The sequence below is a fragment of the Couchioplanes caeruleus genome, from assembly GCF_003751945.1.
GTDB classification, from domain to species: domain Bacteria; phylum Actinomycetota; class Actinomycetes; order Mycobacteriales; family Micromonosporaceae; genus Actinoplanes; species Actinoplanes caeruleus.
On sequence record NZ_RJKL01000001.1, the window covers coordinates 2483553 to 2508550 of the forward strand.

Annotated in this window: 22 protein-coding genes and 1 tRNA gene; 12 read left to right on the forward strand and 11 right to left on the reverse strand. The window is 71.9% G+C overall.

What is annotated here, in order from left to right:
• The first annotated feature begins 297 nt into the window (after positions 1 to 297).
• Entirely contained in the window at positions 298 to 1983 is a 1686-nt protein-coding gene (locus EDD30_RS10875) for a sensor histidine kinase (RefSeq protein ID WP_170047395.1), read from the forward strand.
• Entirely contained in the window at positions 1971 to 2681 is a 711-nt protein-coding gene (locus EDD30_RS10880) for a response regulator transcription factor (protein WP_071806647.1), read from the forward strand. The genes EDD30_RS10875 and EDD30_RS10880 overlap by 13 nt, the downstream gene beginning before the upstream one ends.
• 190 nt (positions 2682 to 2871) lie before the next feature.
• On the opposite strand, the gene EDD30_RS10885 is transcribed toward EDD30_RS10880, so the two are convergent.
• The 4 genes from EDD30_RS10885 to EDD30_RS10900 form a co-directional block, all read right to left on the reverse strand.
• Positions 2872 to 2946 (reverse strand) — tRNA-Val (locus EDD30_RS10885).
• 36 nt (positions 2947 to 2982) lie between these two features.
• Complete coding sequence (locus EDD30_RS10890; RefSeq protein ID WP_071806648.1) at positions 2983 to 3447, reverse strand: peroxiredoxin; 465 nt, start codon at positions 3445 to 3447, stop codon at positions 2983 to 2985.
• Between the two features lie 91 nt (positions 3448 to 3538).
• Positions 3539 to 3970, reverse strand: a complete 432-nt coding sequence (locus tag EDD30_RS10895; protein ID WP_071806649.1) for a DUF3052 domain-containing protein — start codon at positions 3968 to 3970, stop codon at positions 3539 to 3541.
• Between the two features lie 95 nt (positions 3971 to 4065).
• Entirely contained in the window at positions 4066 to 6345 is a 2280-nt protein-coding gene (locus EDD30_RS10900; RefSeq protein WP_071806650.1) for a transketolase C-terminal domain-containing protein, read from the reverse strand.
• Positions 6346 to 6546: 201 nt separating this feature from the next.
• Here EDD30_RS10900 and EDD30_RS10905 point away from each other — a divergent pair, with 201 nt between their 5' ends.
• Positions 6547 to 6951 (forward strand): YjbQ family protein, encoded by a 405-nt coding sequence (locus EDD30_RS10905; RefSeq protein WP_071806651.1) that lies wholly within the window; start codon positions 6547 to 6549, stop codon positions 6949 to 6951.
• 148 nt (positions 6952 to 7099) lie between these two features.
• Positions 7100 to 9838, forward strand: coding sequence for a pyruvate dehydrogenase (acetyl-transferring), homodimeric type (gene aceE / locus EDD30_RS10910; protein WP_071806652.1), 2739 nt, complete (start codon positions 7100 to 7102; stop codon positions 9836 to 9838).
• A gap of 54 nt (positions 9839 to 9892) precedes the next feature.
• On the opposite strand, the gene EDD30_RS10915 is transcribed toward aceE, so the two are convergent.
• Positions 9893 to 10426 (reverse strand): dihydrofolate reductase family protein, encoded by a 534-nt coding sequence (locus EDD30_RS10915; RefSeq protein WP_071806653.1) that lies wholly within the window; start codon positions 10424 to 10426, stop codon positions 9893 to 9895.
• Positions 10427 to 10595: 169 nt separating this feature from the next.
• Here EDD30_RS10915 and gltX point away from each other — a divergent pair, with 169 nt between their 5' ends.
• Positions 10596 to 12005 (forward strand): glutamate--tRNA ligase, encoded by a 1410-nt coding sequence (gene gltX / locus EDD30_RS10920; RefSeq protein ID WP_071806654.1) that lies wholly within the window; start codon positions 10596 to 10598, stop codon positions 12003 to 12005.
• Between the two features lie 346 nt (positions 12006 to 12351).
• Positions 12352 to 13044, forward strand: a complete 693-nt coding sequence (locus tag EDD30_RS10930; protein ID WP_071806656.1) for a hypothetical protein — start codon at positions 12352 to 12354, stop codon at positions 13042 to 13044.
• A gap of 20 nt (positions 13045 to 13064) precedes the next feature.
• Here the strand turns inward: EDD30_RS10930 and EDD30_RS10935 are convergent, their stop codons facing one another.
• The 4 genes from EDD30_RS10935 to EDD30_RS10950 all read right to left on the reverse strand — a co-directional run bounded on the left by EDD30_RS10935 (position 13065) and on the right by EDD30_RS10950 (position 15438).
• Entirely contained in the window at positions 13065 to 13817 is a 753-nt protein-coding gene (locus EDD30_RS10935; RefSeq protein WP_123678219.1) for a hypothetical protein, read from the reverse strand.
• 11 nt (positions 13818 to 13828) lie between these two features.
• Complete coding sequence (locus EDD30_RS10940) at positions 13829 to 14305, reverse strand: SigE family RNA polymerase sigma factor (protein ID WP_071803555.1); 477 nt, start codon at positions 14303 to 14305, stop codon at positions 13829 to 13831.
• Positions 14306 to 14370: 65 nt separating this feature from the next.
• Positions 14371 to 15081 carry a TetR/AcrR family transcriptional regulator gene (locus tag EDD30_RS40530; RefSeq protein ID WP_244945197.1) on the reverse strand — a complete coding sequence of 237 codons (711 nt, stop codon included), beginning with the start codon at positions 15079 to 15081 and terminating at the stop codon, positions 14371 to 14373.
• A gap of 114 nt (positions 15082 to 15195) precedes the next feature.
• Positions 15196 to 15438: a hypothetical protein gene (locus tag EDD30_RS10950; RefSeq protein WP_071803556.1), complete on the reverse strand. Its 243-nt coding sequence runs from the start codon at positions 15436 to 15438 to the stop codon at positions 15196 to 15198.
• Between the two features lie 103 nt (positions 15439 to 15541).
• Between EDD30_RS10950 and EDD30_RS10955 the strand changes: the two genes are divergently transcribed.
• The 6 genes from EDD30_RS10955 (at position 15542) to EDD30_RS10980 (ending at position 22164) form a co-directional block, all read left to right on the forward strand.
• Complete coding sequence (locus EDD30_RS10955) at positions 15542 to 16861, forward strand: PucR family transcriptional regulator (protein WP_394328215.1); 1320 nt, start codon at positions 15542 to 15544, stop codon at positions 16859 to 16861.
• A 164-nt stretch (positions 16862 to 17025) separates the two neighbouring features.
• On the forward strand, positions 17026 to 18198 hold the full coding sequence (locus tag EDD30_RS10960) for an acyltransferase domain-containing protein (protein ID WP_071803557.1): 1173 nt from the start codon (positions 17026 to 17028) through the stop codon (positions 18196 to 18198).
• Between the two features lie 31 nt (positions 18199 to 18229).
• Entirely contained in the window at positions 18230 to 19186 is a 957-nt protein-coding gene (locus tag EDD30_RS10965; protein ID WP_123678220.1) for a beta-ketoacyl-ACP synthase III, read from the forward strand.
• Positions 19187 to 19242: 56 nt separating this feature from the next.
• Positions 19243 to 19485: an acyl carrier protein gene (locus EDD30_RS10970; protein WP_023359558.1), complete on the forward strand. Its 243-nt coding sequence runs from the start codon at positions 19243 to 19245 to the stop codon at positions 19483 to 19485.
• Position 19486: 1 nt separating this feature from the next.
• Complete coding sequence (gene fabF / locus EDD30_RS10975; RefSeq protein WP_071803559.1) at positions 19487 to 20713, forward strand: beta-ketoacyl-ACP synthase II; 1227 nt, start codon at positions 19487 to 19489, stop codon at positions 20711 to 20713.
• A gap of 26 nt (positions 20714 to 20739) precedes the next feature.
• Positions 20740 to 22164 (forward strand): acyl-CoA carboxylase subunit beta, encoded by a 1425-nt coding sequence (locus EDD30_RS10980; protein ID WP_071803560.1) that lies wholly within the window; start codon positions 20740 to 20742, stop codon positions 22162 to 22164.
• Positions 22165 to 22229: 65 nt separating this feature from the next.
• Here EDD30_RS10980 and EDD30_RS10985 read toward each other — a convergent pair whose 3' ends face one another.
• Together EDD30_RS10985 and EDD30_RS10990 are read right to left on the reverse strand one after the other, a co-directional pair.
• Positions 22230 to 23969 carry a glycoside hydrolase family 3 protein gene (locus EDD30_RS10985; protein WP_071803561.1) on the reverse strand — a complete coding sequence of 580 codons (1740 nt, stop codon included), beginning with the start codon at positions 23967 to 23969 and terminating at the stop codon, positions 22230 to 22232.
• A 296-nt stretch (positions 23970 to 24265) separates the two neighbouring features.
• Entirely contained in the window at positions 24266 to 24757 is a 492-nt protein-coding gene (locus tag EDD30_RS10990; protein WP_071803562.1) for a DUF3145 domain-containing protein, read from the reverse strand.
• Positions 24758 to 24998 lie beyond the last annotated feature (241 nt).

A 24998-nucleotide genomic window follows, 5' to 3' on the forward strand; every position in this document is an offset into this window, starting at 1 on the left:
GCAGATCTGCGGCGCTGTTATGCCAGCGATTCTCGGGTCCGCGCTTTTCTGCATTCTCATTTCGCAGTTCTTACCGTGCCACTCGCCGTGGACCGCGCCGCCCCTGGTTTCCCTAACGCTGGAGGGGGGAAAACCCTACGAATAGCCAGATAACATTGCTAAACCGTCTATTGCGGGCCAAGATGGGGCATGCTCAGGCGGTGGCAACAGGGTCGGCTCGGCCCGTGCCGGGCGGCTCCCCGGCTGGCGATGCGGTGGCCGCTCCGGAGCCGGATGCCCGCCGCGGCCGGTCCGGCGATGGCGGGATTTGTCGGGGTCGCCGCGGCGGCGGCCGGGTTCGCGCTCTCCGCAGTCAGCCATCCGTACCCGTGGTCCGTGTGGCTGCCGGTGCAGTGCGTGGGCCTGTCCTTCGTGGCTGCCGGCGTCGTCGGCTGGGCGCGGCAGCCGGAGAACGGCTCCGGCCGGCTGATGGCCGCGGTCGGAATCACCTGGTACGTCGGTGACCTGCAACTCAGTACGAACCAGGCGCTGTTCGCTGTCGGGTTCTGCCTCTTCTACGTGCCCGCGGCGGTCTTCGCACACATGATCCTGGCGCTGCCGACCGGGAGGCTGGCCGGACGCGCCGACTGTGCCGTGGTCGGTGCGCTGTACCTCGCCGTGTCGCTCCCCCAGGTCCCGCGGTACGTGTCCGAGTCGCCGGTCGAACCGCAGATCTGGGGCTCCATGGACAACATGTCGATGTGGGCCCCGGTGGGAAGCGTGTCGGGCGGCGTGTTGACGCTGGCAGCGTTCGGGCTGGTGGTGCGCCGCTGGTGGACCGCCGGGAGAGCGGCACGCCGCATGCTCGCCGCACTGTGGAGCACCGGGATCGTCGGCGGCGGGATTGCCCTGGTCTGGATCGGAGCGACCCTGGCCCACGTCAGTCCGGGCACGCAGCGAGCCCTGCTCTTTCTCTTCGCCGTGGCGTTGGTGTTCACACCGTTCGCGATCCTGACCGGGCTTCTGCGCGTGCGACTGGCCCGCCTTCAGGTGGCCAACCTGGTCCTGCAGGTGGAGGCCGCCGCCGAACCCCGGCGGCTGCGGGACGCCCTCGCCGAGACGCTGGGTGATCCGACGCTGCAGGTGTGGTTCCGGCTGCCCGACGGTGGCTACGCCGACCCTGACGGACGCGTACGCGAAGAGGTGCCGATCGACGGCCACGCCAGCACGGCGGTCGATTGCCGCGGCGAACGTCTGGCCGTGCTGGTCCACGATCCGGCACTGCGCGACCAAGGCAGTCTCGTCGAGGCCGTCGTCGCGACCGCCCGGCTGGCCCTGGAGAACGCCCGCCTGCTTGCTGCCCAACGCGCACAGCTGGAGGAGGTACGCGCCTCGCGGGGACGCATCGTCGCCGCCGCTGACGAGGAACGGCACCGCATCCAGCGCGACCTGCACGACGGCGCCCAGCACAAATTGCTGGCGATCTCGCTGCTCATCGGCCGGGCGCGCAACGAGCTGCCGGTCACCACCACAACTGCCACCACGTTCCGGCATCTGGGCACTGCGGCCGTGCAGCTGCAGGATGTCATTCGAGAGCTGCGCCAGCTCATCGAGGGCATCGACCCGCCGGCCCTCACGGAGCAAGGACTCATGGCGATCGTCGAAACCCTGGCCGAACGCGCACCGATACCCGTCGAGTACGACGTACCACCGCAACGGTGGCCCGTGTCGGTCGAGCGCGCCGCATACTTCGTGATCAACGAAGGCCTGACCAACATCTACAAGCACGCCGGGGCCAGCCGCGCCGTCGTCCGGGTGGAGAGCACGGCCGATTCTCTGGTCCTGTCCGTCATCGACGACGGCACCGGCGAGGCAGACGTGGACCGCGGTAGCGGGCTGAGTGGTCTGCAGGACCGGGTCTCGGCCGTCGGAGGCACGCTTGTCATCGACAGCCGTCCCGGAGCGGGCACATGCCTCAGGGCGGAGCTGCCATGCGGGTCGTGATCGCGGAGGATTCCGGCCTGCTCCGCCAGATGCTCGTGGAGTTGCTCACCCGCCACGGACTGACCGTGGTCGGGGAAGCCACCACCAAGGACGAGATCCTGACCCTGGTCGACCGCACCTCACCGGACGTCGCGATCCTCGACATCCGCCTACCGCCCGGACAGAGTGACGAAGGACTGCAGGCCGCAAGGGCCATCCGCTCCCGCCATCCGGCTGTCGGTCTGCTCATCCTGTCCCACTACGCCGAAACCTCCTACGCCATGCGCCTGCTCGAGTACGGCGCGCGCGCGGTCGGCTACCTCGTCAAGGACCGGGTCCAGGACACCGACCGGCTCATCGACGGCATCCGACGCGTTGCCGCCGGGGATGTCGTCATCGACCCGGAGGTCGTCCACCAGGTGATGTTCCGCCGCCGCACCGTCGATCCCCTGGAACGGCTCACCGCTGCCGAACGGGAAGTGCTGGGCCTCGTCGCGGAAGGACTGTCCAACGCCGCGATCGCCAGGCGGCTCAACTACAGCCTCAAGACGGTGGAGAAACGGCTGACCTCCATCACGCACGCCCTCGATCTGCCGACGGCTGCCGCGGACAACGGCCGCAGCGAGGTCAACGTCCGCGTCCTGGCCGTGCTGACCTACCTGCGAAGCGCCGGCACCCACTTGACACCCCCGCCGCCACGATCGGTCGCCGGCGGATAACCTCGAACCGCTGGGGCGATAGCTGGCGCAGCCCCAGGTCAGCAGTCGTCGGGTGCGGGTTCGGCGGCGGCGGCCGGTGCCGGGCTGTCAGTGGCGGACAAGGACGCCGAGATCGCCCGGCTGCGCGCTGCGGTAGCCGAGCTGCGGCAGGAGATCGGTATCAGACGCGTTTGCACTGGTGGGGGTCCTGTGGTGGGCGCGGCAGGTTTCGAACCTGCGACCCCTCGCTTGTAAGGCGAGTGCTCTCCCACTGAGCTACGCGCCCGGCTTTTCCGACAGCCGGAGTGGTCATCCTACCCGGTCAGGCGAGCGCCTCGGCCAGCGCCTTCCGCCATGCTTCCTGGTCGCGCCGGTCGCCGGGGCCCTGCATTTCGGCGAAGCGGACGATGCCCGCCTTGTCGATGATGAAGGTTCCCCGGTTGGCGAAGCCTGCCTCCTCGTTGAAGATCCCGTACGCCTGGGCCACGCCGCCGTGGGGCCAGAAGTCGGCCAGGAGGGGGAAGTCGTAGCCTTCCCTCTCCGCCCAGATCTTGTGGCTGTAGGCGGAGTCGACGCTGATCGTGAGGACCTGGACGTCGTCGTTGGCGTATGCCGGGAGGTTCTCCTTGATCTCGGCCAGTTCGCCCTGGCAGGTGCCGGTGAAGGCGAGGGGGTAGAAGACCAGCAGGACCGCCTTGCGGCCGCGGAAGTCCGCGAGGGTGATCTCCTGGTTGTTCTGGTCCTTCAGGGTGAAGTTGGGTGCTTCGGTGCCCGCGTCGATCAGCATCCGGTAACGATAGACGGCCGTGGTGCAGGGCCGCGCGGCGGCGGGTCCGCGCGGCGGGTGGCCGCGACGTGGCAGCGGCGGGTGCAGGTTCCTACTTCTTCTTGGCTCCGCGTGGGGAGACCAGCCGGGCCGCGGTCCAGTCCTTGCCGGCGTTCACCGTGGAGGTCTGCTGGAGGCCGGCCGTCGGTGCGCTCTCGCTGACCTCGCTCGGTTCGACGTGGCCGTCACGGCCCGCCTTCGGGGTCAGGAGCCACACCACGCCACTGTCTGCGAGCGGGCCCAGTGCATCCGTGAGCAGTTCGAACAGGTCACCGTCGCCGTCGCGATACCAGAGCAGTACCGCGTCGACCACCTCGTCGGTGTCCTCGTCGACCAACTCGCCCACGCGTTCGGTCAGGGCGTCACGGAGATCCTCGTCGACGTCGTCGTCGTAGCCCATCTCCATGACCACCATGTTCGGCTCGAAGCCGAACCGGTCCGCCAGGCTGCGTACGCCGTCGGCCTGACCAGCGGTCGCGCTCACTGTCGAATTCCTCCTTGCTGTTCCGGACGTTTCTGTGGGGGTAGTCCACACACTCAGGGGCTTGCGCGCAAGTGGCGCACCGCGTGTGTGGCAATTTACCGCGCCAGCAGGGCGTGGGCACCCTGTGTGATGGCATCTTCCCCGATCAGGACGTGGTGCGCTGCCGGACCGGGCGGAACGAGCGAATCGGCGGCGGCGATCCGGCGGGCCGCGCCGACGAAACCGCCGTCCACCAGGGCCGCGAGGATTCCCTCGCCGACGCCGCCGGAACGCCTGGTCTCGTCGGCGATGAGGACGCGTCCGGTCGCCGACGCCTCGCGGAGCAGGTCGGCGGCCGGCAGCGGGTTCAGCCAGCGCAGGTCCACCACGCGGGATCCGTACCCGCCGGCGGCGAGCCGGGCCGCGACCCGCAGCGACATCCGGACGCCGTTGCCGTACGTGAGGATGGTCAGGTCCTCGGCGGACCCGAACGGATAGGTCCGGGCCCGGCCGATCGGGATGTGCGCGGCCGGCCACTGCGCGGGCGGCGCGTACGGCGCCAGCAACTCGCCGTCGCCCTGCTGGAACAGGTCGCGGGAGTGGTAGAGCGCGAGCGGCTCCAGGAAGACGCTGACCGTGCCGTCGACGGCCGCCGCGGCCAGGCAGGAGCGCAGCATCGGCGCGGCGTCGGCGGCGCGGGCGGGCACGGCCAGGACCAGTCCGGGTACGTCGCGCAGCACGGCGACCGAGTTGTCGTTGCGGAAGTGGCCGCCGAACCCCTCCGGGCCGGCGAGCCCGGCGACCCGGACGACCATGGGGTTGCGGAAAGCCCCCTGCGAGAAGAAGGACATTGTGGCGGCCTCGCCGCGGAGCTGGTCTTCCGCGCTGTGCAGGCGGGCGAGATACGGGATCTCGGGGATGGGGAGGATTCCCTTGAAGCCTTTGTCTCGGTTTTCCGCCGCGGGCAAGCTCAGTGCGGCGCCGAGGCCCAGGCCCAGGATGGACGTCTCGTCGAGCAGGGTGTCGAAGACCCGCTCGTCGCCGAAGCGCTCGTGCAGGTCCCTCGTGATGCCGTGGACGCCGCCGTGGACCGCGACCTGCTCCCCGTACAGGATGGCGCCCGGGATGGTGAGCAGCGCGTCCGTGAGGGTGGCGGTGATCGTCTGGGCGAGGGTGAGCGGTCCGCTCTGCTCGGGCAGCCTGCCGTCGAAGGCGCGGGCGCGGGCCGTCGAGCCGGCGCCGCCGGCCCGGGTCGCGGCGTCGGCGACGTGCCGGGCCGCCCGCAGCGGGCGGCGGGGGGCCAGCGGAGCGACGATCTCGGCCGTGCCGGCGAGCCGGGGTTCGCCGAGGACGTCCTCGGCGATCTTGCGGACCTGCCAGCCCAGCTCGTCGTAGCGGGTGAGCAGTTCCTCTCCGGTGGCGAAGCCGCCCCCCACCAGCAGGCGGGCCGTGGCGACCAGCGGATCGCGGTCCACGTCGGCCGTGGCCCCGGGGTTCGCGGCGGCGGATCCCAGGAGCCGGACCGTCCGCAGATGCAGCACGGCGGGCCGGCGCTGCTCGCGGACCCAGTCCACGGCGGCCCGCGCGGTGTCGTATGCGGTCGCCGGCTCGCACCCGTCGGCGGCCAGATACCGCAGGCCGGGCCGGGCCCGCAGGGTGTCGGCGACCCATCCCGTCGGCGAGGTGTCCTCGCAGACGAGCAGCAGCGGGAGGTGCCGGCCGGTGTGCGCGTACCAGCCGATGGTGTTGAGGGCCGCGGTGGCGCCGACGTGGTCGACGGCGGCGCCGTCGAAGGAGGCGACCGCGATGGCGTCGGCGGGCCAGGGCGACTCGACGCCGCGCAGCTCGGGGACGGCGCTGATGGCGTACGCGATGCCGACGGCGCGCGGCAGATGCGCGGCCGCGGTCGAGGCGACCGGGATGATCCTCAGGTCGGCCCGGCCGAGGACCTGGTGCCGGCCGCCGGCGAGCGGTTCGGCGGCCGACGCGACGACGCCGCGCAGCACGTCCCGGGCCGCCTCGGCGAGCGGGTCCGGGTCCGGGGAGTCCGGGCACGAGGCGGCGCGGACACAGTAGAACGCCCCGGAGCGGTGGTGCAGCAGGGCCGGATCGTCCGGGCGCAGGGCGGCGGCGACGGCCGCGTTTCCCTCGTGGCCGGACGAGCCGAGCGTGGAGAAGCCCTCGTGGAAGCCGCGCAGCCAGCGCGCGGCGAGATCGAGGTGGCGGCTGGTCGACTGGGCGTCGAAGAGTTCCCGGGCGCGGGCGCCGGTGAGCGCGGAACCGTCGCGCACCGCCTCGGCGCCGTCAGGGCGGCGGGACCCTTCCGGCCGCAGAGCCGAGACGGCGTCTCGGAAACGCTCGTCGAGGTTCTGCGGGGTGGTCACGCGACCCAGCATCGCCGACCCCGGCCACCTCTGCCACCGCGCGGGGACCGGGTGACGGCGCGTGATTCGGCTGCGGGCGCCCGGACGAGCGTGCTCGGCTGGGCGGATGACGGTGTGGGCCGGTGTGGGCCGGGTCGTGCTCTGCGGACTGTGGTTCCTGGTCGTGGGGGCGTCCTTCCTGGCCATGGACCTCTACATGTAAGACTCCCGGTCATGGACACCATGGTGATCACCGTCCGGACCGGCGGCCGCCCGGTCGTGTGTGACATCACGCGGGAGGCCGAGCGGTTCGCCGAGGGCCGGGGTGACGGCCTGCTGCACGTGTTCGTCCCGCATGCCACCGCCGGGCTGGCGGTCATCGAGACCGGCGCGGGTTCCGACGACGACCTGCTCACCGCGATCGACGACCTGTTGCCCGCCGAGGACAAGTGGCGGCACCGGCACGGCTCGCGCGGGCACGGCCGCGACCATGTCCTGCCCGCCTGGATTCCGCCGTACGCGACGCTGCCGGTGATCGACGGCCGCATCGCGCTGGGCACCTGGCAGTCCATCTGCCTCGTCGATCCGAACGGCGACAACCCCGAGCGTCAGGTGCGGTTCAGCTTCCTGCGGGGATGAGCCGAAGTTACTGGTCAGTACCTGTGTCGAGCGTCGCGTAGCCGGGCCGTAGGCGTGACGCAAGCCGCCGCAAGGGGGCAGGATGGAACCATTCACGTGCGGTTCACACGATGGGCGCACGGTCCGACTCCCGACAAGAGGAATGCCTGTGGCCACGGAACGCAAGCGCCCGGTGATCAGTGACGGCCTGCCGAGCCAGCTTCCGGACATCGACCCCGACGAGACGAACGAGTGGGTCGAGTCGCTCGACCAGGTCATCGACTCGCGCGATGCCAAGCGAGCCCGTTACGTGATGTTGCGCCTGCTCGAGCGGGCCCGGGAGCGACAGGTCGGGGTGCCGCCGCTGACCTCCACCGACTACATCAACACCATCCCGCCGGAGCGGGAGCCGTGGTTCCCCGGTGACGAGTTCGTGGAGCGGCGCATCCGGGCGTACATCCGGTGGAACGCGGCCATGCTGGTGCACCGGGCGCAGCGGCCCGAGATCGGCGTCGGCGGCCACATCTCGACGTACGCGTCGAGCGCCAGCCTCTACGAGGTCGGCATGAACCACTTCTTCCGCGGCAAGGATCACCCGGGCGGCGGCGACCACATCTTCTTCCAGGGCCACGCCTCCCCCGGCATGTACGCGCGGGCGTACCTCGAGGGCCGCCTGAGCACCGACCAGCTCGACGGCTTCCGGCAGGAGCTGAGCCACCCGGGCGGCGGCCTGCCCTCCTACCCGCACCCTCGGCTGATGCCGAACTTCTGGGAGTTCCCGACGGTCAGCATGGGCCTGGGCCCGCTGAACGCGATCTACCAGGCCCGCTTCAACCGCTACCTGCACAACCGCGGGGTCAAGGACACCAGCCAGCAGCATGTCTGGGCGTTCCTCGGCGACGGCGAGATGGACGAGGTCGAGTCGCTCGGCGCGATCGGCCTGGCCGCCCGCGAGGAGCTCGACAATCTGACCTTTGTGATCAACTGCAACCTGCAGCGGCTCGACGGCCCGGTGCGCGGCAACGGCAAGGTCATCCAGGAGCTCGAGGCGTTCTTCCGCGGCGCCGGCTGGAACGTCATCAAGGTCATCTGGGGCCGGGAGTGGGACCCGCTGCTCGCGGCCGACACCGACGGCGCCCTGGTCAACCTGATGAACGTCACGCCGGACGGCGACTACCAGACCTACAAGGGCGAGTCCGGCGCGTACGTGCGGGAACACTTCTTCGGGCGCGACCCGCGCACCCGCAAGATGGTCGAGCACATGAACGACGACGAGGTGTGGAACCTCAAGCGCGGTGGGCACGATTACCGCAAGCTCTACGCGGCCTACAAAGCGGCCATGGAGCACACCGGCCAGCCGACGGTGATCCTCGCCAAGACGATCAAGGGCTGGACGCTGGGCTCGCACTTCGAGGCGCGCAACGCCACGCACCAGATGAAGAAGCTGACCCTGGACGACCTCAAGGGCTTCCGGGACCGGCTCTACCTGGAGATCAGCGACAAGCAGCTCGAGGAGAACCCGTACCTTCCGCCGTACTTCCACCCCGGCGAGGGTTCGGACGAGATGGAGTACCTCCGCGAGCGGCGCCGGGAGCTGGGCGGCTTCCTGCCCTCGCGGCGCACCACGACGATCCCGCTGACGATCCCGCCGTCGGACACGTTCGGCGGCGTCAAGCGGGGCTCGGGCAAGCAGAAGGTCGCCACCACGATGGCGTTCGTCCGCCTGCTCAAGGACATCATGAAGGACAAGGACTTCGGGGCCCGCTGGGTGCCGATCATCCCGGACGAGGCGCGGACGTTCGGCATGGATTCGCTCTTCCCGACGCGGAAGATCTACTCGCCGCACGGCCAGACCTACACCTCGGTCGACCGGGAGCTGTTCCTGTCCTACAAGGAAGCCACCAACGGGCAGATCCTGCACGAGGGCATCAACGAGGCCGGCTCCACCGCCAGTTTCATCGCCGCAGGTACGTCGTACGCGACGCACGGCGAGCCGATGATCCCGCTGTACATCTTCTACTCGATGTTCGGCTTCCAGCGCACCGCGGACGAGCTGTGGGCGGCGGCGGACCAGATGACCCGCGGCTTCCTGCTCGGCGCGACCGCCGGGCGGACCACGCTCAACGGCGAGGGCCTGCAGCACGAGGACGGCCACTCGCTGCTGATCGCGGCGACCAACCCGGCGGTGGTCGCGTACGACCCGGCGTTCGCGTTCGAGATCGCGCACATCATCGAGAATGGCCTGCACCGCATGTACGGCGAGAAGCAGGAGAACATCTTCTACTACCTGACGATCTACAACGAGCCGATCCTGCAGCCGGCCGAGCCCGCCGGGGTCGACGTGGACGGTCTCCTCAAGGGCATCTACCGGTACGCTCCGGCGCCGGAGACCAGCGGCCCCAGGGCGCAACTGCTCGCGTCGGGCACGGGCATGCAGTGGGCGCTCAAGGCCCAGCAGTTGCTCGCCCAGGACTGGGGCGTGGCCGCGGACGTGTGGTCGGTGACCTCGTGGACCGAGCTGCGCCGCGACGCGGTCGCGGCGGAGGAGCACAACCTGCTCCACCCGGGCGACCAGCCGCGCAAGCCGTACATCCAGACCAAGCTGGAGGGTACGGAGGGCCCGGCGATCGCGGTCAGCGACTGGATGCGGGCCGTGCCGGACCTGATCAGCCGCTGGGTGCCGAACGACTACACGTCGCTGGGCACGGACGGCTTCGGCATGAGCGACACCCGGCACGCGCTGCGCCGCCACTTCCACGTGGACGCGGAGTCGGTGACGGTGGCGACGCTGCGCCAGCTCGCGCTGCGCGGCAAGGTGCCGTCGCACGTGCCGGCCGAGGCCGCCAAGAAGTACGCGATCGACGACGTCAACGCCGCACCGGTCGGCGAGACCGGCGGAGACAGCTAGGAAGAGCGGAACGGGGGTGGCCGGAGTTCCGGCTACCCCCGTTCTACGTGTTGATCAGGCCGGAACGTAGGTGACGACCTCGACGCCGGTCGTGGTGGTCCAGGTGCCGGTGTGCCGCAGCGCCACCTTGGTGCCCTCGTGCCAGAGCCGGCGGCCCTCGCCGACCACCACCGGGTAGATCATGATCCGGTACTCGTCGACGAGGTTGTGCCGGGTCAGATAGTTGAGCAGGTCGGCGCTGCCGTTGAGCAGCAGGTTGCCGGGCTCGGTCTTCAGCTTGGCCACCGCGTCGGCGACCTCGCCCCGTAGGAAGGTCGCGTTCCACTCGGGCTCGGTGAGCGTGGTGGTGGCGACGTGCTTGGGCATGGAGTTCATCTTCTTGCCGAAGTCGCCGGTGCTGGCCTCCATCTGCGGCCATGCCGCCTTGAAGCCCTCGTAGGTCTTGCGGCCGAGCAGGAGCGCGTCGGCCTCGGCGAGGTTGGCGTCCTGCCAGTTGCCCAGCTCGTCGTTGAAGTAGGGGCCGCTCCAGGCCGGCTCCTCGAAGACGCCGTCGAGGGTCACGTAGGAGACCGCCACCAGCTTGCCCATGTCCTCAGCTCCCTCTTACTTTACGATTTCGTTAATTAACTGAGGGGTAAATTACCGAGTTCATCACGGCCGGTCAAGCGATCCTCCCGAAGGGGACGCGGTCGAGGTGGCACGGATCCGCCCGGTGCCCGGCCGGACGGCCGGACAATCGGCGCCGTACGCTTGTCCCGTGACTGTACGAGTACGCTTCGCCCCCTCTCCGACCGGAATGTTCCACGTCGGCGGCGCCCGCTCGGCGCTGCAGAACTGGATCGTCGCCCAGCAGAGCGGCGGCGCCTTCGTCCTGCGCATCGAGGACACCGATGCGGCCCGCAACCGTCCGGAATGGACCGAGGGCATCATCTCCGCGCTCGACTGGATCGGCATCGAGCGCGGCACGTACGAGGGCCCGCACTTCCAGTCGTCGTACGCGGGCGAGCACACCGCCGCCGCCACCCGGCTCTACGGCGAGGGTCGCGCGTACTACTGCGACTGCAGCCGCGACGACGTCGTGCAGCGCTCCGGCAACACCCACACCGGCTACGACGGTTTCTGCCGCGACCGCGCGCTCGGCCCGGGCGAGGGTCGGGCCCTGCGCTTCCGTACGCCCGACGAGGGCGCGACCGTCGTCGTCGACCTGGTCCGCGGCGAGCCGACCTTCGAGAACAAGCTCATCGAGGACTTCGTCATCGCCCGCAGCGACGGCTCGGCGGTCTTCCTGCTCGCCAACGTGGTCGACGACATGACCATGGGCATCACCCACGTCATTCGGGCCGAGGAGCACCTGCCCAACACCCCCAAGCAGCAGTTGCTCTGGGAGGCGCTGGGCGTGAAGCCGCCGGTGTGGGCGCACGTGCCGGTCATCGTCAACGAGAAGCGGCAGAAGCTGTCCAAGCGCCGCGACAAGGTCGCGCTGGAGTCGTACCGGGACGAGGGCTACCTCGCCGCCGCCATGCGCAACTATCTGATGCTGCTCGGCTGGGCGCCCAGCGGCGACCGGGAGATCGTGCCCTGGGAGACCGTCCTGCAGGAGTTCCGGCTGGAGGAGGTCAACCACTCCCCCGCCTTCTTCGACGTGAAGAAGCTGCGGGCGTTCAACGGCGAGTACATCCGCGCCCTGTCCTCGGAGGAGTTCGCGGCGGTGTGCGCGCCGTGGCTCTCCGGCACCGCCACGATCCCCGCGCCGCCGTGGGATCCGGCCGCCTTCGACACTCAGGTGTTCGCCGCCGTGGCGCCGCTGGCGCAGACCCGCATCGCGGTGCTCAGCGAGATCGTCGACTACGTCGACTTCCTCTTCCTCGACGAGCCCGTCTCCGACGAGCAGTCCTGGAACAAGGCGATGAAGGAGGGTGCCGGCGACATCCTCGACGCCGCGGCGGCCGCCTTCGGCGCCCTCGACGAGTGGACGGCCGAGCCGCTGAAGGCCGCGCTCGAGCGGGTCGGCGAGGAGCGCGGGCTCAAGCTGGGCAAGACCCAGGCACCGGTACGGGTCGCGACCACCGGCCGGACGATCGGACTGCCGCTCTTCGAGTCCCTCGAGGTCCTGGGGCGGGAGCGCAGCCTCGCCCGCCTCGCGGCCGCCCGCGCGAAGCTGGGCTGAGCCGCCTCGCTTTTCGGCGCTGACGCCGAAGCGTGCGCTGCCGCACCGCGCCGACATGCGCGCGCCGGGGTTCCCGGCGCGCGCATTACCGTATCCGGCCAGGTCCCGCCATCGCTGAACGTCGTACCGGTATGACTGTCAGCAGCACGGGTGACGTGATGATCCATGGGTTGCGGTCGCTGGGTACTATTCGCGCGCTGATCAGCGCTTGCCCCACCTTCCCGCCACCGATTCCGGATAGCTCCAAAGGCCACGGCCTCGGGATGCGCCCGGACGGCTCCGCGGGGAGGCTGGAGGAAGCGCGCGGCGGAGCAGTGTCCATCACGTTGGCGGGGGAGGCCTGACGGTGGCTCGAGGAATGTGGGGAAGGCTGGTCTCGGCGACCGGCATACTGGTCGCGGCGGCGGTCCTGGGTGCCGGGATGGCACCGGCCGCACACGCCACGCCACCTCTGCTGAGGGAGGAGTCTCCGGCCGCGGCCCCGAAGGCGGCGGCGAAGCCCACCACCCTCGAGATCTCCGGCACGGACAACAGCAAGATCGTCATCCAGCAGGCCGAGCGCCCGGAGCTGTTCCAGCGCGTCCTCAGCGAGGTCAACTGGCTCTCCGGCGCGGAGCCGACGACGACCAGGCCCAAGGCGGACAAGCTCGGTCCGAAATACACCGTCACCGTCCTGGCCAAGGACAAGGCCACCCAGCTCTACGACCTCTACCCGCTCGCCTCCGGCGGCCCGCGGGCGTTCCGGCCGGAGCGGCAGCCGACCGGCCGCAAGAGCGCCGGCTGGTTCTACGGCCGGCTCACCATGTCCGAGTCGCTGCGCGTGAGCGGCGTCCCGCTCGAGGAGAAGCCGGACGTGGTCAGCGGCGGCATCGGCGGCGGCATCGGCGAGGAGGTCGACTCGTCGGAGATCGACCCGGTGGCCGTCGGCAACGACGTGTTCCACCAGATGCGGCGGCCGTTCCTCATCAACGTGGCCGTGCTGCTGGTGGTCCTGGCGGGGCTGGGCGGCGTCGCCTACCTGATCCGCCGCCGGGTGTAGCGGCCCGGCCGCCGGGCCGGTCAGCCCGACGTGCGGACCGGGATCTTGAAGATCGGGCAGGCCGGTGCGGGCGGGTTACAGCGCTCCCCCAGGCCGAAGGCGTCCGGCAGGCGCGGATCGGTCGCCGCGTCGGCCAGCTCGCGGGTCGTCAACGGCGGCTCGCCGAGCTCGCCGTCGCCGGTTCCGCGCTCGCCCGTGGCCTGGACCGCCACGGTGCGGCCGTCCACCGCCCGGCGGGCGATCACCTGGCGCACCTGCCAGTCCTCGTCGGCGGTGTCGCCGTACCGGGCGTACTCGATGCCCGCCCGGGTCCGGTCGGGACGCGCGCAGGCGGTCTCGTCGGCGAGCACCGGCAGGCAGATCCCGGCCGGGGCGTCGAAGACGGCCACCTCGATCAGGCCGCGGGACCGCCCCTCGGCGTCCGTCACCGCGTACTGCCGCCAGCCGGAACCCGACGCCGGCGGATGCGGCAGGATCTGGTACTCCTTCGCGTCGATGGGCGGCGCCAGCACCTTCAACACCGGGTCGAGCTCCGCGGACGGGCGGGGCTGGGCGACCGGGACCGCGGCGGCCGAGCGGGGTTTCGGGCCGGGCAGCAGGACGGTGGTGAGCGCGTACCCGAGCAGCACGACGATCACCACGGCGACCAGGCCCGCCATGATCACCGAGCGCGCGCGGCGGCGGCGCAGCCGGTCCGCACGCCGGAAGATGTCCTCGACCGCGTCGCCGAGGGGCGGCTCGCTCGCGCACGCCCGCTCCAGCACGGCGGTCATGGCGGCACTCATCACGCCACCGCCGGCTGGGTCGCCCGGAGCAGGGCGTCGAAGGCCGCCAGTCCTTCCGCCTCGTACTCGGTGACCTTGTTGCCGTCCAGGCTCAGGACGTCCGCGGTCTCGGCGACCGCGAGGTGGCAGAAGTGGTGCAGCACCAGCACCGCGCGGCACTTCGGGGACAGGCGGCGCAACGCGTCGAGCACCAGCACGGTGTAAACGTCGCCCAGGGCGGCGTCCACGTCGGATGCGCCCCGGTCGGCGGCCTCGGGCGGGGCGACGAAGACGTGCTCGCGGCGGCCGTGGGAGGGCTTGAACGCCGCCATCAGGTCCCCGTACGCCCACAGGTCCAGGTCACCGACGTCCGGATCGGTCAGCGCCCGGGCGAGCGTGGCGCGGGCGAGGTCACCGGCCCGCTCCCAGTCGCCGCACATCAGGAACGCGGCGCGGCGCAGGTGGACGTATCGCTGTGCCACGTAGTCGTCGATCATCGCGCCCTCCGTACCTTTTGCACCTTTATAGGGCACGAGGGCGGGGGCGCGGCGCGGAACGGCGGTCACTCGACCCGGACGGTGACCTCCACGAGGCGGATCAGGTCGTCGAGATCGGCATCGAACTCGGCATCGGCCGTCGGCCCGAGCTCGATCGAAGATGACGGCTCGGACAGGGACAGCGGCTCGGGCAGGGAGGCCGGCTCAGAGAGGGAGGCCGGCTCAGAGAGGGAGGCCGGCCCAGAGCGGGAGGGCGGCTCGGACAGGGAGGGCGGGGAGGGGGACGGGTCTGGTTCCGGCTGCGGCGGACGGCCGGGCGGGAGGCCTCCGGTCACCTCGCCGGTCGTGTAGCCGAGCAGGAAGGCACAGATCATCCGGGTCAGCCGCGGCACCTCGGCGGCGGGCACCCCGGCGTCGTGCAGCGTGCCGCGCAGGGCCGCGGTCAGCCACGATCCCCCGGGCGACGGGCGGTTGAGCAACAGCGGATAGGCGGCGGGATGCCGCCGGGACAGCGCGCGGACCGCCCGGCCGAGCGCCCGCAGGCGCTGCCGCCAGTCGATGTCCGCCGGGTCGTCGCCGTAGGCCGAGCCGAGTTCCAGATGCAGCAAGTCGACCAGGCCGTCGAGCAGCGCGTCCTTGCCACCCACGTACGGATAGAGCGCCATCGAGGTGAGCCCGACCCGTTCGGCCACGGCTCGCATGGACATGGCGGCCAGCCCACGCTCGTCGACGAGGGCCAGGGCCTGGTCGAGGATCAGCCGTCTCTTGTCGTCCACCCGCACACCGTGTCGGCAGCGGACGGGCCGGGCCGCCGGACGCGCCGGAGCACGGCCGTCAGTCACTCCCCCGGGTGAGCACCCGGGGGACCGATCGCGACGTCGGGTGGGGGCTCAGCACCAGCGGCCGGGCGGGCGGCCACGGCCCGCCGCGCGACGCCGGGGCCGCACGGCGCCGTGCAGATGGGCTCCCGCCCAGCCGCGCAGCTCCGACCGGCAGCCGACCCGGTGCGGGACGTCGTCCGACGACTCCTCGCCGCCCGGCGCCACGGCAAGCACAGCAGCGTCAGGCGCGGAGGACTGCCTCTCCTCCGAGTCGTGCTCCGTGTCGGGGCGTCCGCCCTCGTGGTCCGTCACTGCCGCCTCCTTCCGCCGGTCGCCGGTACCCCGGTCTGATCGGCACCGCGAAGCCCGGGTTGACCCTCTGCGGGCCGCCGGTCCGCGGTGTTAGGACGACACCATGCCAGGTCACCGACCGGAACTGGGGGCAAGGCGCACCGCTATTACGGACAAAGTTCTCAAAAGGTGCGGCAATGTGGTCCGCGACACCCCCGGCCCGTCGGGCCCCTGCCATGCTGGGCGGGTGGCAGAGCGCGACAGAACCGGTGGTACGGCGAAGCGCCCGCCCCTGGCCGCGACCCTGCGCCGCGTCGAACGCAGTGCCGGCGCGCTCGCCTCGGCGAGCGTGGCCCGGATGGACGAGACGCTGCCGTGGTTCCGGGCGCTCCCGGCCGACCAGCGCTCCTCGATCATGCTCGTCGCCCAGGCCGGCGTGCGGTCGCTGGTCGAGTGGCTGCGCTCGGGCGGCACGGCGGCCGGCACCCAGGAGATCTCCGACGAGGTCTTCGCCGCGGCGCCGCGCGCGCTGGCCCGCTCGATCACGCTGACCCAGACCGTCCAGCTCATCAAGGTCACCATCGACGTCGCCGAGGCCCAGGTCGCCCACCTGGCCGCCGCCGGCGAGGAGGACGCCCTCGCCGAGGCCATCCTCAAGTTCTCGCGGGAGATCGCGTTCTCCGCCGCCCGGGTGTACGCCCGCCACGCCGAGTCGCGCGGCGCCTGGGATGCCCGATTGCAGGCCCTGCTCGTCGACGCCCTGCTGCGCGGCGACTCCTCCGACGTGCTCGCCAGCCGGGCGGCGGCGCTGGGCTGGGCCGACGCCCCGCCGGTCGCGGTCGTGGTCGGGCGGTCCCCCGGCGGCGACCACACCGCCGTGCTGCACACCGTCTACCGGGCCGCCCGGCGCGCCCGGGTCGAGGTCATCGGCGGCGTGCACGGCGACCGGCTGGTGGTGGTGATGGGCGGCGCCGCGGATCCGATGGCCATCGCGGGGCAGCTCGCCGCCGCCTTCGGGGAGGGGCCGGTCGTCGTCGGGCCCGCCGTACCGTCGCTGGACCATGCCACGGAATCGGCTCGCGCGGCGCTCGCGGGTTTCCGGGCCGCGCCCGCGTGGCCCGGCGCGCCCACCCCGGTGTCCGCGGACGCCCTGCTTCCCGAGCGCGCCCTGGCCGGCGACTCCGAGGCGCGCCGGGCTTTGCGGCACGACGCGTACGGGGCCCTGGCGCGCGCCGGCGGCGGCCTGCTCGAGACCCTCGACGCGTTCTTCGCCGCGGGCGGCGTCCTGGAGAGCGCGGCACGGGAACTGTTCGTGCATCCGAACACTGTGCGATACCGGCTCAAGCGGGTCGCCGAAGTAACCGGATTGTCCCCATTGGACGGCCGAGACGCCTTCGCGCTGCGGATGGCGCTGACCATCGGCAGGCTCGACCCTGCGAGCTAAATCACCTCAACGATCGACGGTACGGCCCGTGGCGACAGCCCGGGAAAAACCCCACCAAAGGGACGAATCAGGGGGTGGTTTGTAGGATCCCCACAACGCGAGTCGTAGGGTTTGGTCTCCCGCGGCAACCGCGGAACCCACCCGCATCCGGAAGAGTCGAGGTCGTGCTCGCCGTACTCTCGCCCGGCCAGGGCTCCCAGAAGCCCGGCTTCCTCTCACCGTGGCTCGAACTCCCCGGCGCCGAGGCCCGCCTCAAGTGGTGGTCCGCCCTCGCCGGCCTCGACCTGATCCACCTCGGCACCCAGGCCGACGCCGACGAGATCAAGGACACCGCGCGCACCCAGCCGCTGCTCGTCGCCGCCGCCCTGCTCGCAGCCGAACACCTTCCGATGTACGACGTCGGCCTGGTCGCCGGCCACAGCGTCGGCGAGCTCGGCGCCGCCGCGCTCGCCGGGGTGCTGCCCGCCGAGGCGGCGATCACCCTCGCCGGTGTCCGCGGCCGTGAGATGGCCGCCGCCTGCGCGCTCGAGCCGACCGGCATGAGCGCCGTGCTCGGCGGCGACGCCGAGACCGTGGTAGCCGCGATCGAGCAGCACGGCCTCTACCCCGCCAACCGCAACGGCGCCGGCCAGATCGTCGCCGCGGGCGCCGTCGACGCGCTCGCCAAGTTCGCCGCCGAGCCTCCGGAGGGCGCCCGGGTGCGGGCGCTGGCCGTCGCCGGCGCGTTCCACACTCCGTACATGGCCCCCGCCGAGCAGGCGCTGGCCGCCGTCGCCGGCGGCGTCACCGTGGCCGACCCCGCCCGCATCCTGCTGTCGAACCTGGACGGCTCCGCCGTCATCCACGGCCGCGAGATGGTGCAGCGCCTGGTCCGCCAGGTGACCGCGCCGGTGCGCTGGGACCTGGTGATGCGGACCCTGCGCGACCTCGGGGTCACCGGGATCATCGAGCTGCCACCGGCCGGCACCCTGGCCGGCCTGGTCAAGCGGGAGCTCAAGGGCGAGCAGGCGCCGGAGATCGTCACCCTCAACACCCCGGACGATCTGAGCGCCGCCCGCGACCTCATCGCCCGGCACGGCGTGGTGCCCAGCCTCGAGCCGACGCCGGTGTTCCGCGTGGTCGTGGCCAGCAGCGCCGGCACGTTCGAGCCGGCCGAGGGCCTCGACGAGGGCACGGCCGTCCGCAGCGGCCAGGTGATCGGCAAGGTGGTGACCCGGCAGGGCCCCGTCGAGGTGAGCGCCCACGCCGCCGGCGTGCTGACCGAGTGGCTCGCGCACCACGACGACCCGGTGGCTCCCGGCCAGCCGGTCGCCCGCATCGGCGGGCACCAGGAGTGACCCCGCCAATCGCGGCCGAAGGAGGAGCACCATGACAGCGGGTTCCCGCATTGTCGCGATGGGCCACTACCAGCCCTCGCGTGTCGTCACCAACGACGACCTGGCCACGATCGTCGACACCAACGACGAGTGGATCCGCGACCGGGTCGGCATCGCCGAGCGCCGGATCGCGGATTCGGAGTCGGTCGCCGACATGGCCACCTTCGCCGCGGAGAAGGCGCTCGCGAACTCGGGGCTGACCGCCGCCGACATCGACATGGTCGTCGTCGCCACGTGCTCCTCGGTCGACCGCTGCCCGAACGTCGCCACCCGGGTCGCCGCCCGGCTCGGGATCGCCGCGCCGGCCGCGTTCGACCTCAACACCGCCTGCTCCGGGTTCTCGTACGGGCTGGCCGCCGCCGACCACGCGATCCGCGCCGGCGCCACCCGCAACGCCATCGTGATCGGCGCCGAGAAGCTCTCCGACCTGATCGACTGGAGCGACCGCAGCACCGCCGTACTCTTCGGTGACGGTGACGGTGCCGGCGCCGCGGTGGTCACCGGCGTCGCCGACGGCGAGGAGGCCGGCGTCGGCCCGGTGCTCTGGGGTTCCGCCCCGGAGAAGGGCGACGTGCTGCGCATCGAGGGCTGGCGGCCGTACATCCAACAGGAGGGCCAGAGCGTCTTCCGGTGGGCCACCACCGCGCTCGCCCCCTTCGCCCTGCAGACCTGCGAGCGGGCCGGGGTCAGGCCCGAGGAGCTGGCGGCGTTCGTGCCGCACCAGGCCAACACCCGCATCATCGACGGCATCGTCAAGCGGCTGGGCCTGGGCCCGGACGTGGTCGTCGCCAAGGACCTCGTCGAGTCGGGCAACACCTCCGCGGCGAGCATGCCGCTGGCCCTGTCCAAGCTGATCGAGCGCCGCGAGGTGCCCTCGGGCGCCCCGGTGCTGCTGTTCGGCTTCGGCGGCGGCCTCACGTACGCCGGGCAGGTCGTCCGCTGCCCCTGAGCAGCGGCTCCACGTCCGTCGAGTTCTCACCCACCATCGAGAGGAACCACCGAACAATGGCTACCCGCGCTGAGATCACCTCCGGCCTCGCCGAGATCCTGGAGGAGGTCGCCGGGGTGAACCCGGACGACGTCGCCGAGGAGAAGTCCTTCACCGACGACCTGGACGTGGACTCGCTCTCCATGGTCGAGGTCGTGGTGGCCGCCGAGGAGAAGTTCGGCGTCAAGATCCCCGACAACGAGGTGCAGAACCTCAAGACCGTCGGCGACGCCGTCTCCTTCATCGAGGCGAACCACTGACATGAGCTCCACTGACGTCGTCGTCACCGGGCTCGGCGCGACGACCCCGCTCGGCGGGGACGTCGCGTCCACCTGGGACGCCATGCTCAACGGCCGCTCCGGGGTGGGTGCCCTCACCCAGGAGTGGGCCGGGCAACTGCCCGTACGCATCGCCGCCGCCCTCGCCGTCGACCCCTCCGAGGTGCTGGAGCGGGTGCGCCTGCGCAAGCTCGACCGCTCCGAGGCGATCGCCCTGATCGCCGCGCACCAGGCCTGGGCCGACTCCGGCCTGGCCGACTCCGGCCTCGACCCCGAGCGGCTCGCCGTCAGCTTCGGCAGCGGCATCGGCGGCGCGACCACACTGCTCAACCAGGACGACATCCTGGAGGCCTCCGGGCCCCGCCGGGTCAGCCCGCACACGGTGCCGATGCTCATGCCCAACGGTCCCGCCGCCTGGGTCGGCATCGACCTCGGCGCGCAGGCCGGCGTGCATTCCATGGCCAGCGCCTGCGCCACCGGCGCGGAAGCGGTGTCGCTGGGTCTCGACCTCATCCGCTCCGGCCGCGCCGACGTGGTGGTCGCCGGAGGCACCGAGGCGGTCATCCACCCGCTGCCCATCGCCGGCTTCGCCTCGATGCGCGCCATGTCGACGCGCAACGACGACCCGGAACGGGCCTCGCGCCCCTGGGACAAGGGCCGCGACGGCTTCGTCCTGGGTGAGGGCGCCGGTGCGCTCGTCCTCGAGCGCGCCGACCACGCCGCCGCGCGCGGCGCGCGCGTGTACGCCCGCCTCGCCGGCGCCGGCATCACCTCGGACGGTTTCGACATCGTCCAGCCGGACCCGGAGTGCCGCGGCGGCATCCGCGCGATGACCAAGGCGATCCGCGACGCCGGGTTGACCGGCGCCGACATCGCGCACGTCAACGCCCATGCCACCTCGACCCCGGTCGGCGACATGGGCGAGATCCGGGGAATCCGGGCCGCGCTCGGCGACCACCCGGTGCTCACCTCCACCAAGTCGATGTCCGGTCACCTGCTCGGTGCCGCGGGCGCGCTCGAGTCGATCGCCACCATCCTGGCGATCCGCGACGGCGTCGTCCCGCCGACGATCAACCTGGATGACCCGGACGACCGGCTCGACCTCGACGTGGCCGCCCACAAGGCGCGCCCGCTCGAGATCAATGCCGCGATGAACAACTCGTTCGGCTTCGGCGGCCACAACGTGGCGCTCGTCTTCACCCGCGCGTGACCCCTCATCCCAGCTTGGAGAACGCCGTGACCACCACCTCAACCTCGGCCGACGCGGCCGTCGTCGACCACCGCGATCCGGAGGCGCGCCTGCGCGCGCTCTTCGACAGCGGCTCCCTGCGCCTGCTCGCGCCCAAGGACGACTCGGGTGTGCTGTACGCACGCGGCGAGGTCGACGGCACGCCGGCGATCGCCTTCGCCACCGACGCCACCCGCCAGGGCGGCGCGATGGGCATGGAGGGCTGCCGGCACGTCGTCGACGCCATCGACACCGCGGTCCGCGAGCGGGTGCCGGTGCTCGGCCTCTGGCACTCCGGCGGCGCCCGCCTCGCCGAGGGTGTGGTCGCCCTCGACGGCGTCGGCCAGGTGTTCGCGGCGATGGTGCGGGCCTCCGGGCGCGTACCGCAGATCTCCGTGGTGCTCGGCCCGGCGGCCGGCGGCGCCGCGTACGGCCCGGCGCTGACCGACATCGTGATCATGAGCAAGGGCGGCCGGATCTTCGTGACCGGTCCCGAGGTGGTCCGCAGCGTCACCGGCGAGCAGGTCGACATGGAACGGCTCGGCGGTCCGGAGCCGCATGGCCGCCGCTCCGGCGTCGTGCACATCACCACCAAGGACGACGCCGCCGCCCTCGACCAGGCGCGCAAGCTCACCGTGCTGCTCGGCCACCAGGGCCGGCTCACCCCCGCCGACGTCCCCGAGGGCGCCGAGGAAGACCACGACCTGGGTGCCGCGATGCCGGCCGAGGCCAACCGGGCGTACGACGTGAAGCCCGTGGTCAAGGCGCTGCTCGACGAGCCGGGCGTGGAACTGCACGGCAAGTGGGCGCCGAACGTCGTCACGACCTTGGGCCGGTTCGCCGGTCGTACGGTCGGCGTCATCGCCAACAACCCGCTGCGCCTCGGCGGCTGCCTCGACGCGTCCAGCGCCGAGAAGGCGGCCCGGTTCGTGCGGATGTGCGACTCGCTCGGCGTGCCGCTGATCGTGCTGGTCGACGTGCCCGGCTACCTGCCCGGTCTGGGCCAGGAGTGGGACGGCGTCGTGCGCCGCGGCGCGAAGCTGCTGCACGCGTTCGCCGAGGCCGTCGTCCCGCGGGTCACGCTGGTGACCCGCAAGGCGTACGGCGGCGCGTACATCGCGATGAACTCGCGCTCGCTCGGCGCGACCGCGGTCTTCGCCTGGCCGAACGCCGAGGTGGCGGTCATGGGCGCGAGCGCGGCCGTGAACATCCTGCACCGCAAGAAGCTGGCGGCGGCACCGCACGAGGAGCGCGACGCGCTGCGCGAGCGGCTCATCCAGGAGCAGATCACCACGGCGGGCGGCGTCAACCGGGCGCTGGAGATCGGCGTCGTGGACGACGTCATCAAGCCGGAGGAGACCCGCCGCCGGGTGGCGGAGGCGCTGGCCGCGGCCCCGGCCGCCCGCGGTGCGCACGGCAACATCCCGCTCTGACGAAACACCGGTGAAGGGGCGCCCGCTGGGGGCGCCCCTTTTCCATGCGGCCTGTTCGACGGTTCCTATCCGCAGGCGCTGCGGGGCAGGCCCTTCACCGCGACCGGCGACCGGCCCGGCGCCTTCGCCTTGCCGGCGATCACCGCCGCCAGCGCGGTCAGCGACGCCCGGCTCGACGAGTACGTGGCCATGAGCACCGGCGAGCGCGCCGCGGCCAGCAGGTACGGAGTGTCCATCACCACCGTGACGGCCGCCCCGACGCTCAGATCCGCGGCGCTGTCGCCGTACCCGACGAGGTGCACGACCTTGCCACCCACGGCCTGGACCGGGACGCCGGCCTGCCGCAACGCGTCGGCGAGCGCGGCCCGCGAGCTCTCCCGGCCGCCGGAGGCGGTGACGGTGACCGGGCCGCTGACCAGCGGCCCGGAGCAGCGCCCCTTGAGGACGGTGACCGCCGCGGCGTTCAGCTCCGCGACCGCCCGCAGATGCCCGGGCGACTCCAGGACGGACAGCGCGGGCTGGGCCGGGCCGGTGCGGAACTTGAGCGTGAGAATGCGGGTGACCGCCTCGACCAGCCGCTCCCGCTTGAGGTCCCCGCTGCGCACGGCCGCCAGGATGCCGTCACGCGCGGCGGCGATGTCGGGCGGCATGAGCAGAATGTCATTGCCCGCGTTGAGGGCCCGCACCGCCGCCACGCCGGGCGGCAGCTTCATCGCCGGCGCCATGTTCATCGCATCGGTGATCGCCACCCCGCCGAACCCGAGCCGGCCGCGCAGCACATCCGTCATGATCTTGCGCGAGAACGTCGCCGCGACGCCCTTGTCGAGACCCTTCACGTCCAGATGGCCGGACATGACCACATCCGCCCCCGCGGCGATGCCCGCATCGAACGGCGGACGGTCCGCCTTCTCCCACGCCGCCGCGCTCTGCCCCACGACCGGAAGCTCGTCGTGACTGTCGCCGGTGGTGTGGCCATGCCCCGGAAAGTGCTTCAGGGTGGCGGACACCCCGGCCGCCCGCAGACCCCGCACGGCGGCCCCCACCTGCGCACCGTTGGCGACCGGATCGGCGCCGTACGCGCGCGAGCCGATGACCGAACTGCCCGCGGGTCCCAGGGTGTCGGCGACCGGGGCAAAGTCGAGGTTGACACCCATCGCGGCGAGCTCCGTGCCGGCGGCACGCCAGGCGGCCTCCGTGAGATCGGGACGGCCGGCGGCCCCGAACGCCATCGCCGACGGCAACTGCGTGGTGCGGGTCCTGATCCGGGTAACCACCCCGAACTCCTGGTCCGTGCCGATCAGCAGCGGCACTGCCCCGGGCTGATCCCGCGCTGCCGCCTGCAGGCCGTCGGTGAGCGCCCGCACCTGTTGCGGCGTGTCGACATTGGTCGCCGGATTGGTGGCACCGGTCGGATCGTCGGGCACGAACCCGACGAGGATCAGGCCGCCGAGATGGAACTTCGCGATCATCTGGGCGGGGGTGTCCACCCCGGCCAGGCGCTGGTTGCCGGCGGTGGCCGCGGCATCCACCCGGTCGGCCTTGTCCCCGTACGCATAGGGCATCAGCACCTGGCCCGCGAGCTGGACGTCGCTCATCGTCTTGACCGCCTCCCGCGCGCGAAGGGCGGGATCGGCGACGGACGCCACGCTGGCGGGCGCGCGCGCGGAGGCGGATGCGGCGGCGGGTGCGGACGCCGCGGCGGTGCCGGCTTGCGGCGGGGAGGGCGAGTCACTGCCGCAGGCGGCCAGCACCAATCCGACGGGTACGGCCACAGCAACGCGAAACGCCCTATTCACGCCCGCCATTGGACCAGCTCCGCCCGGACATCGACAAACCGGCCACACGGTCCGGCCGTCGCCCACCCTACGTCGCGGACGGCGGTTCCTGCCGGGCCGGTAGCCCTCCCGCCGCCCCGGCATCTCCCGGCGTTTCCGGGTCCTTCCCGGCGTTTCCGGGCGACCACTCGCGTTCCTGCCGCCTCGAGCTTCCCGGCGTTTCTACGCTTCCCGGCGTTTCTCCGCGCCCTGTCCGCCGGCCGCATGTTCACGGCGCCGCCGTGGGCCCGCCTCCGGCCGTCGTGTGCCGCCGGGGCGGCCGCGGATCAGCCGACGCGGGTGAGGAGGGTGACCGGGGCGCCGTCGCCGGCGTAGCGGTAGGGCTCCAGTTCGGCGTCCCATGCGGTGCCCAGCGCCTTGTCCAGGGCGTGCGACAACGCCTCCGGAGCGCGCGCCGAGGCCATGATCGCGCGGAGGCGGTCCTCGCCGATCTGGATGTCGCCGGAGGCGCCGATCGTGCCGCGGAACAGGCCGCGGCCCGGGACGTGCATGAAGCGTTCCCCGTCCATGCCGGGGCTCGGCTCCTCGGTGACCTCGAAACGGATCATGGGCCACTGCCGGAGGGCAGCAGCCAGCTCAGCGCCAGTGCCGGGCCTTCCGGTCCAGCCGCACTCGGACCGCCGCATGCCGGGATCGACCGGCTGCGCAGTCCAGTGCAAGGTGACCGGCGCGGTCAGGACGCGCGCGATCGCCCACTCGACGTGCTGGCACACGGCGAGTGGGGTCGAGTGGACGTATACGACGCCACACGTTGGCACGGTGACCTCCCGGAGACCGAGGTGCGTCTTCCCCTACGACCTCGACCGCGGTTGATCGTGCTCCATGATGCCGGGTGGTACGGATGGTGCGCCAGAGAAACCGCAATATCGACATGTGAATGGCCGTAGTGGCACACCTGACCTAACGGACCAGCCCGCTCCCGCGGTGCGGCCCAGCGACGGTCGTGTAGGATTACTCCGGCGTTTTATGCCGACACCCGTTCTTTCCCAAGGAGTACCG

Coding starts and splice junctions, on each gene's coding strand:
- EDD30_RS10875 (WP_170047395.1), top strand. CDS start 298: ATGGCGGGATTTGTCGGGGTCGCCGCGGCGGCGGCCGGGTTCGCGCTC.
- EDD30_RS10880 (WP_071806647.1), top strand. CDS start 1,971: ATGCGGGTCGTGATCGCGGAGGATTCCGGCCTGCTCCGCCAGATGCTC.
- EDD30_RS10890 (WP_071806648.1), bottom strand. CDS start 3,447: ATGCTGATCGACGCGGGCACCGAAGCACCCAACTTCACCCTGAAGGAC.
- EDD30_RS10900 (WP_071806650.1), bottom strand. CDS start 6,345: ATGCTGGGTCGCGTGACCACCCCGCAGAACCTCGACGAGCGTTTCCGA.
- EDD30_RS10905 (WP_071806651.1), top strand. CDS start 6,547: ATGGACACCATGGTGATCACCGTCCGGACCGGCGGCCGCCCGGTCGTG.
- EDD30_RS10915 (WP_071806653.1), bottom strand. CDS start 10,426: ATGGGCAAGCTGGTGGCGGTCTCCTACGTGACCCTCGACGGCGTCTTC.
- EDD30_RS10935 (WP_123678219.1), bottom strand. CDS start 13,817: ATGACCGCCGTGCTGGAGCGGGCGTGCGCGAGCGAGCCGCCCCTCGGC.
- EDD30_RS10940 (WP_071803555.1), bottom strand. CDS start 14,305: ATGATCGACGACTACGTGGCACAGCGATACGTCCACCTGCGCCGCGCC.
- EDD30_RS10955 (WP_394328215.1), top strand. CDS start 15,542: ATGCCAGGTCACCGACCGGAACTGGGGGCAAGGCGCACCGCTATTACG.
- EDD30_RS10965 (WP_123678220.1), top strand. CDS start 18,230: ATGACAGCGGGTTCCCGCATTGTCGCGATGGGCCACTACCAGCCCTCG.
- EDD30_RS10970 (WP_023359558.1), top strand. CDS start 19,243: ATGGCTACCCGCGCTGAGATCACCTCCGGCCTCGCCGAGATCCTGGAG.
- fabF (WP_071803559.1), top strand. CDS start 19,487: ATGAGCTCCACTGACGTCGTCGTCACCGGGCTCGGCGCGACGACCCCG.
- EDD30_RS10985 (WP_071803561.1), bottom strand. CDS start 23,969: ATGGCGGGCGTGAATAGGGCGTTTCGCGTTGCTGTGGCCGTACCCGTC.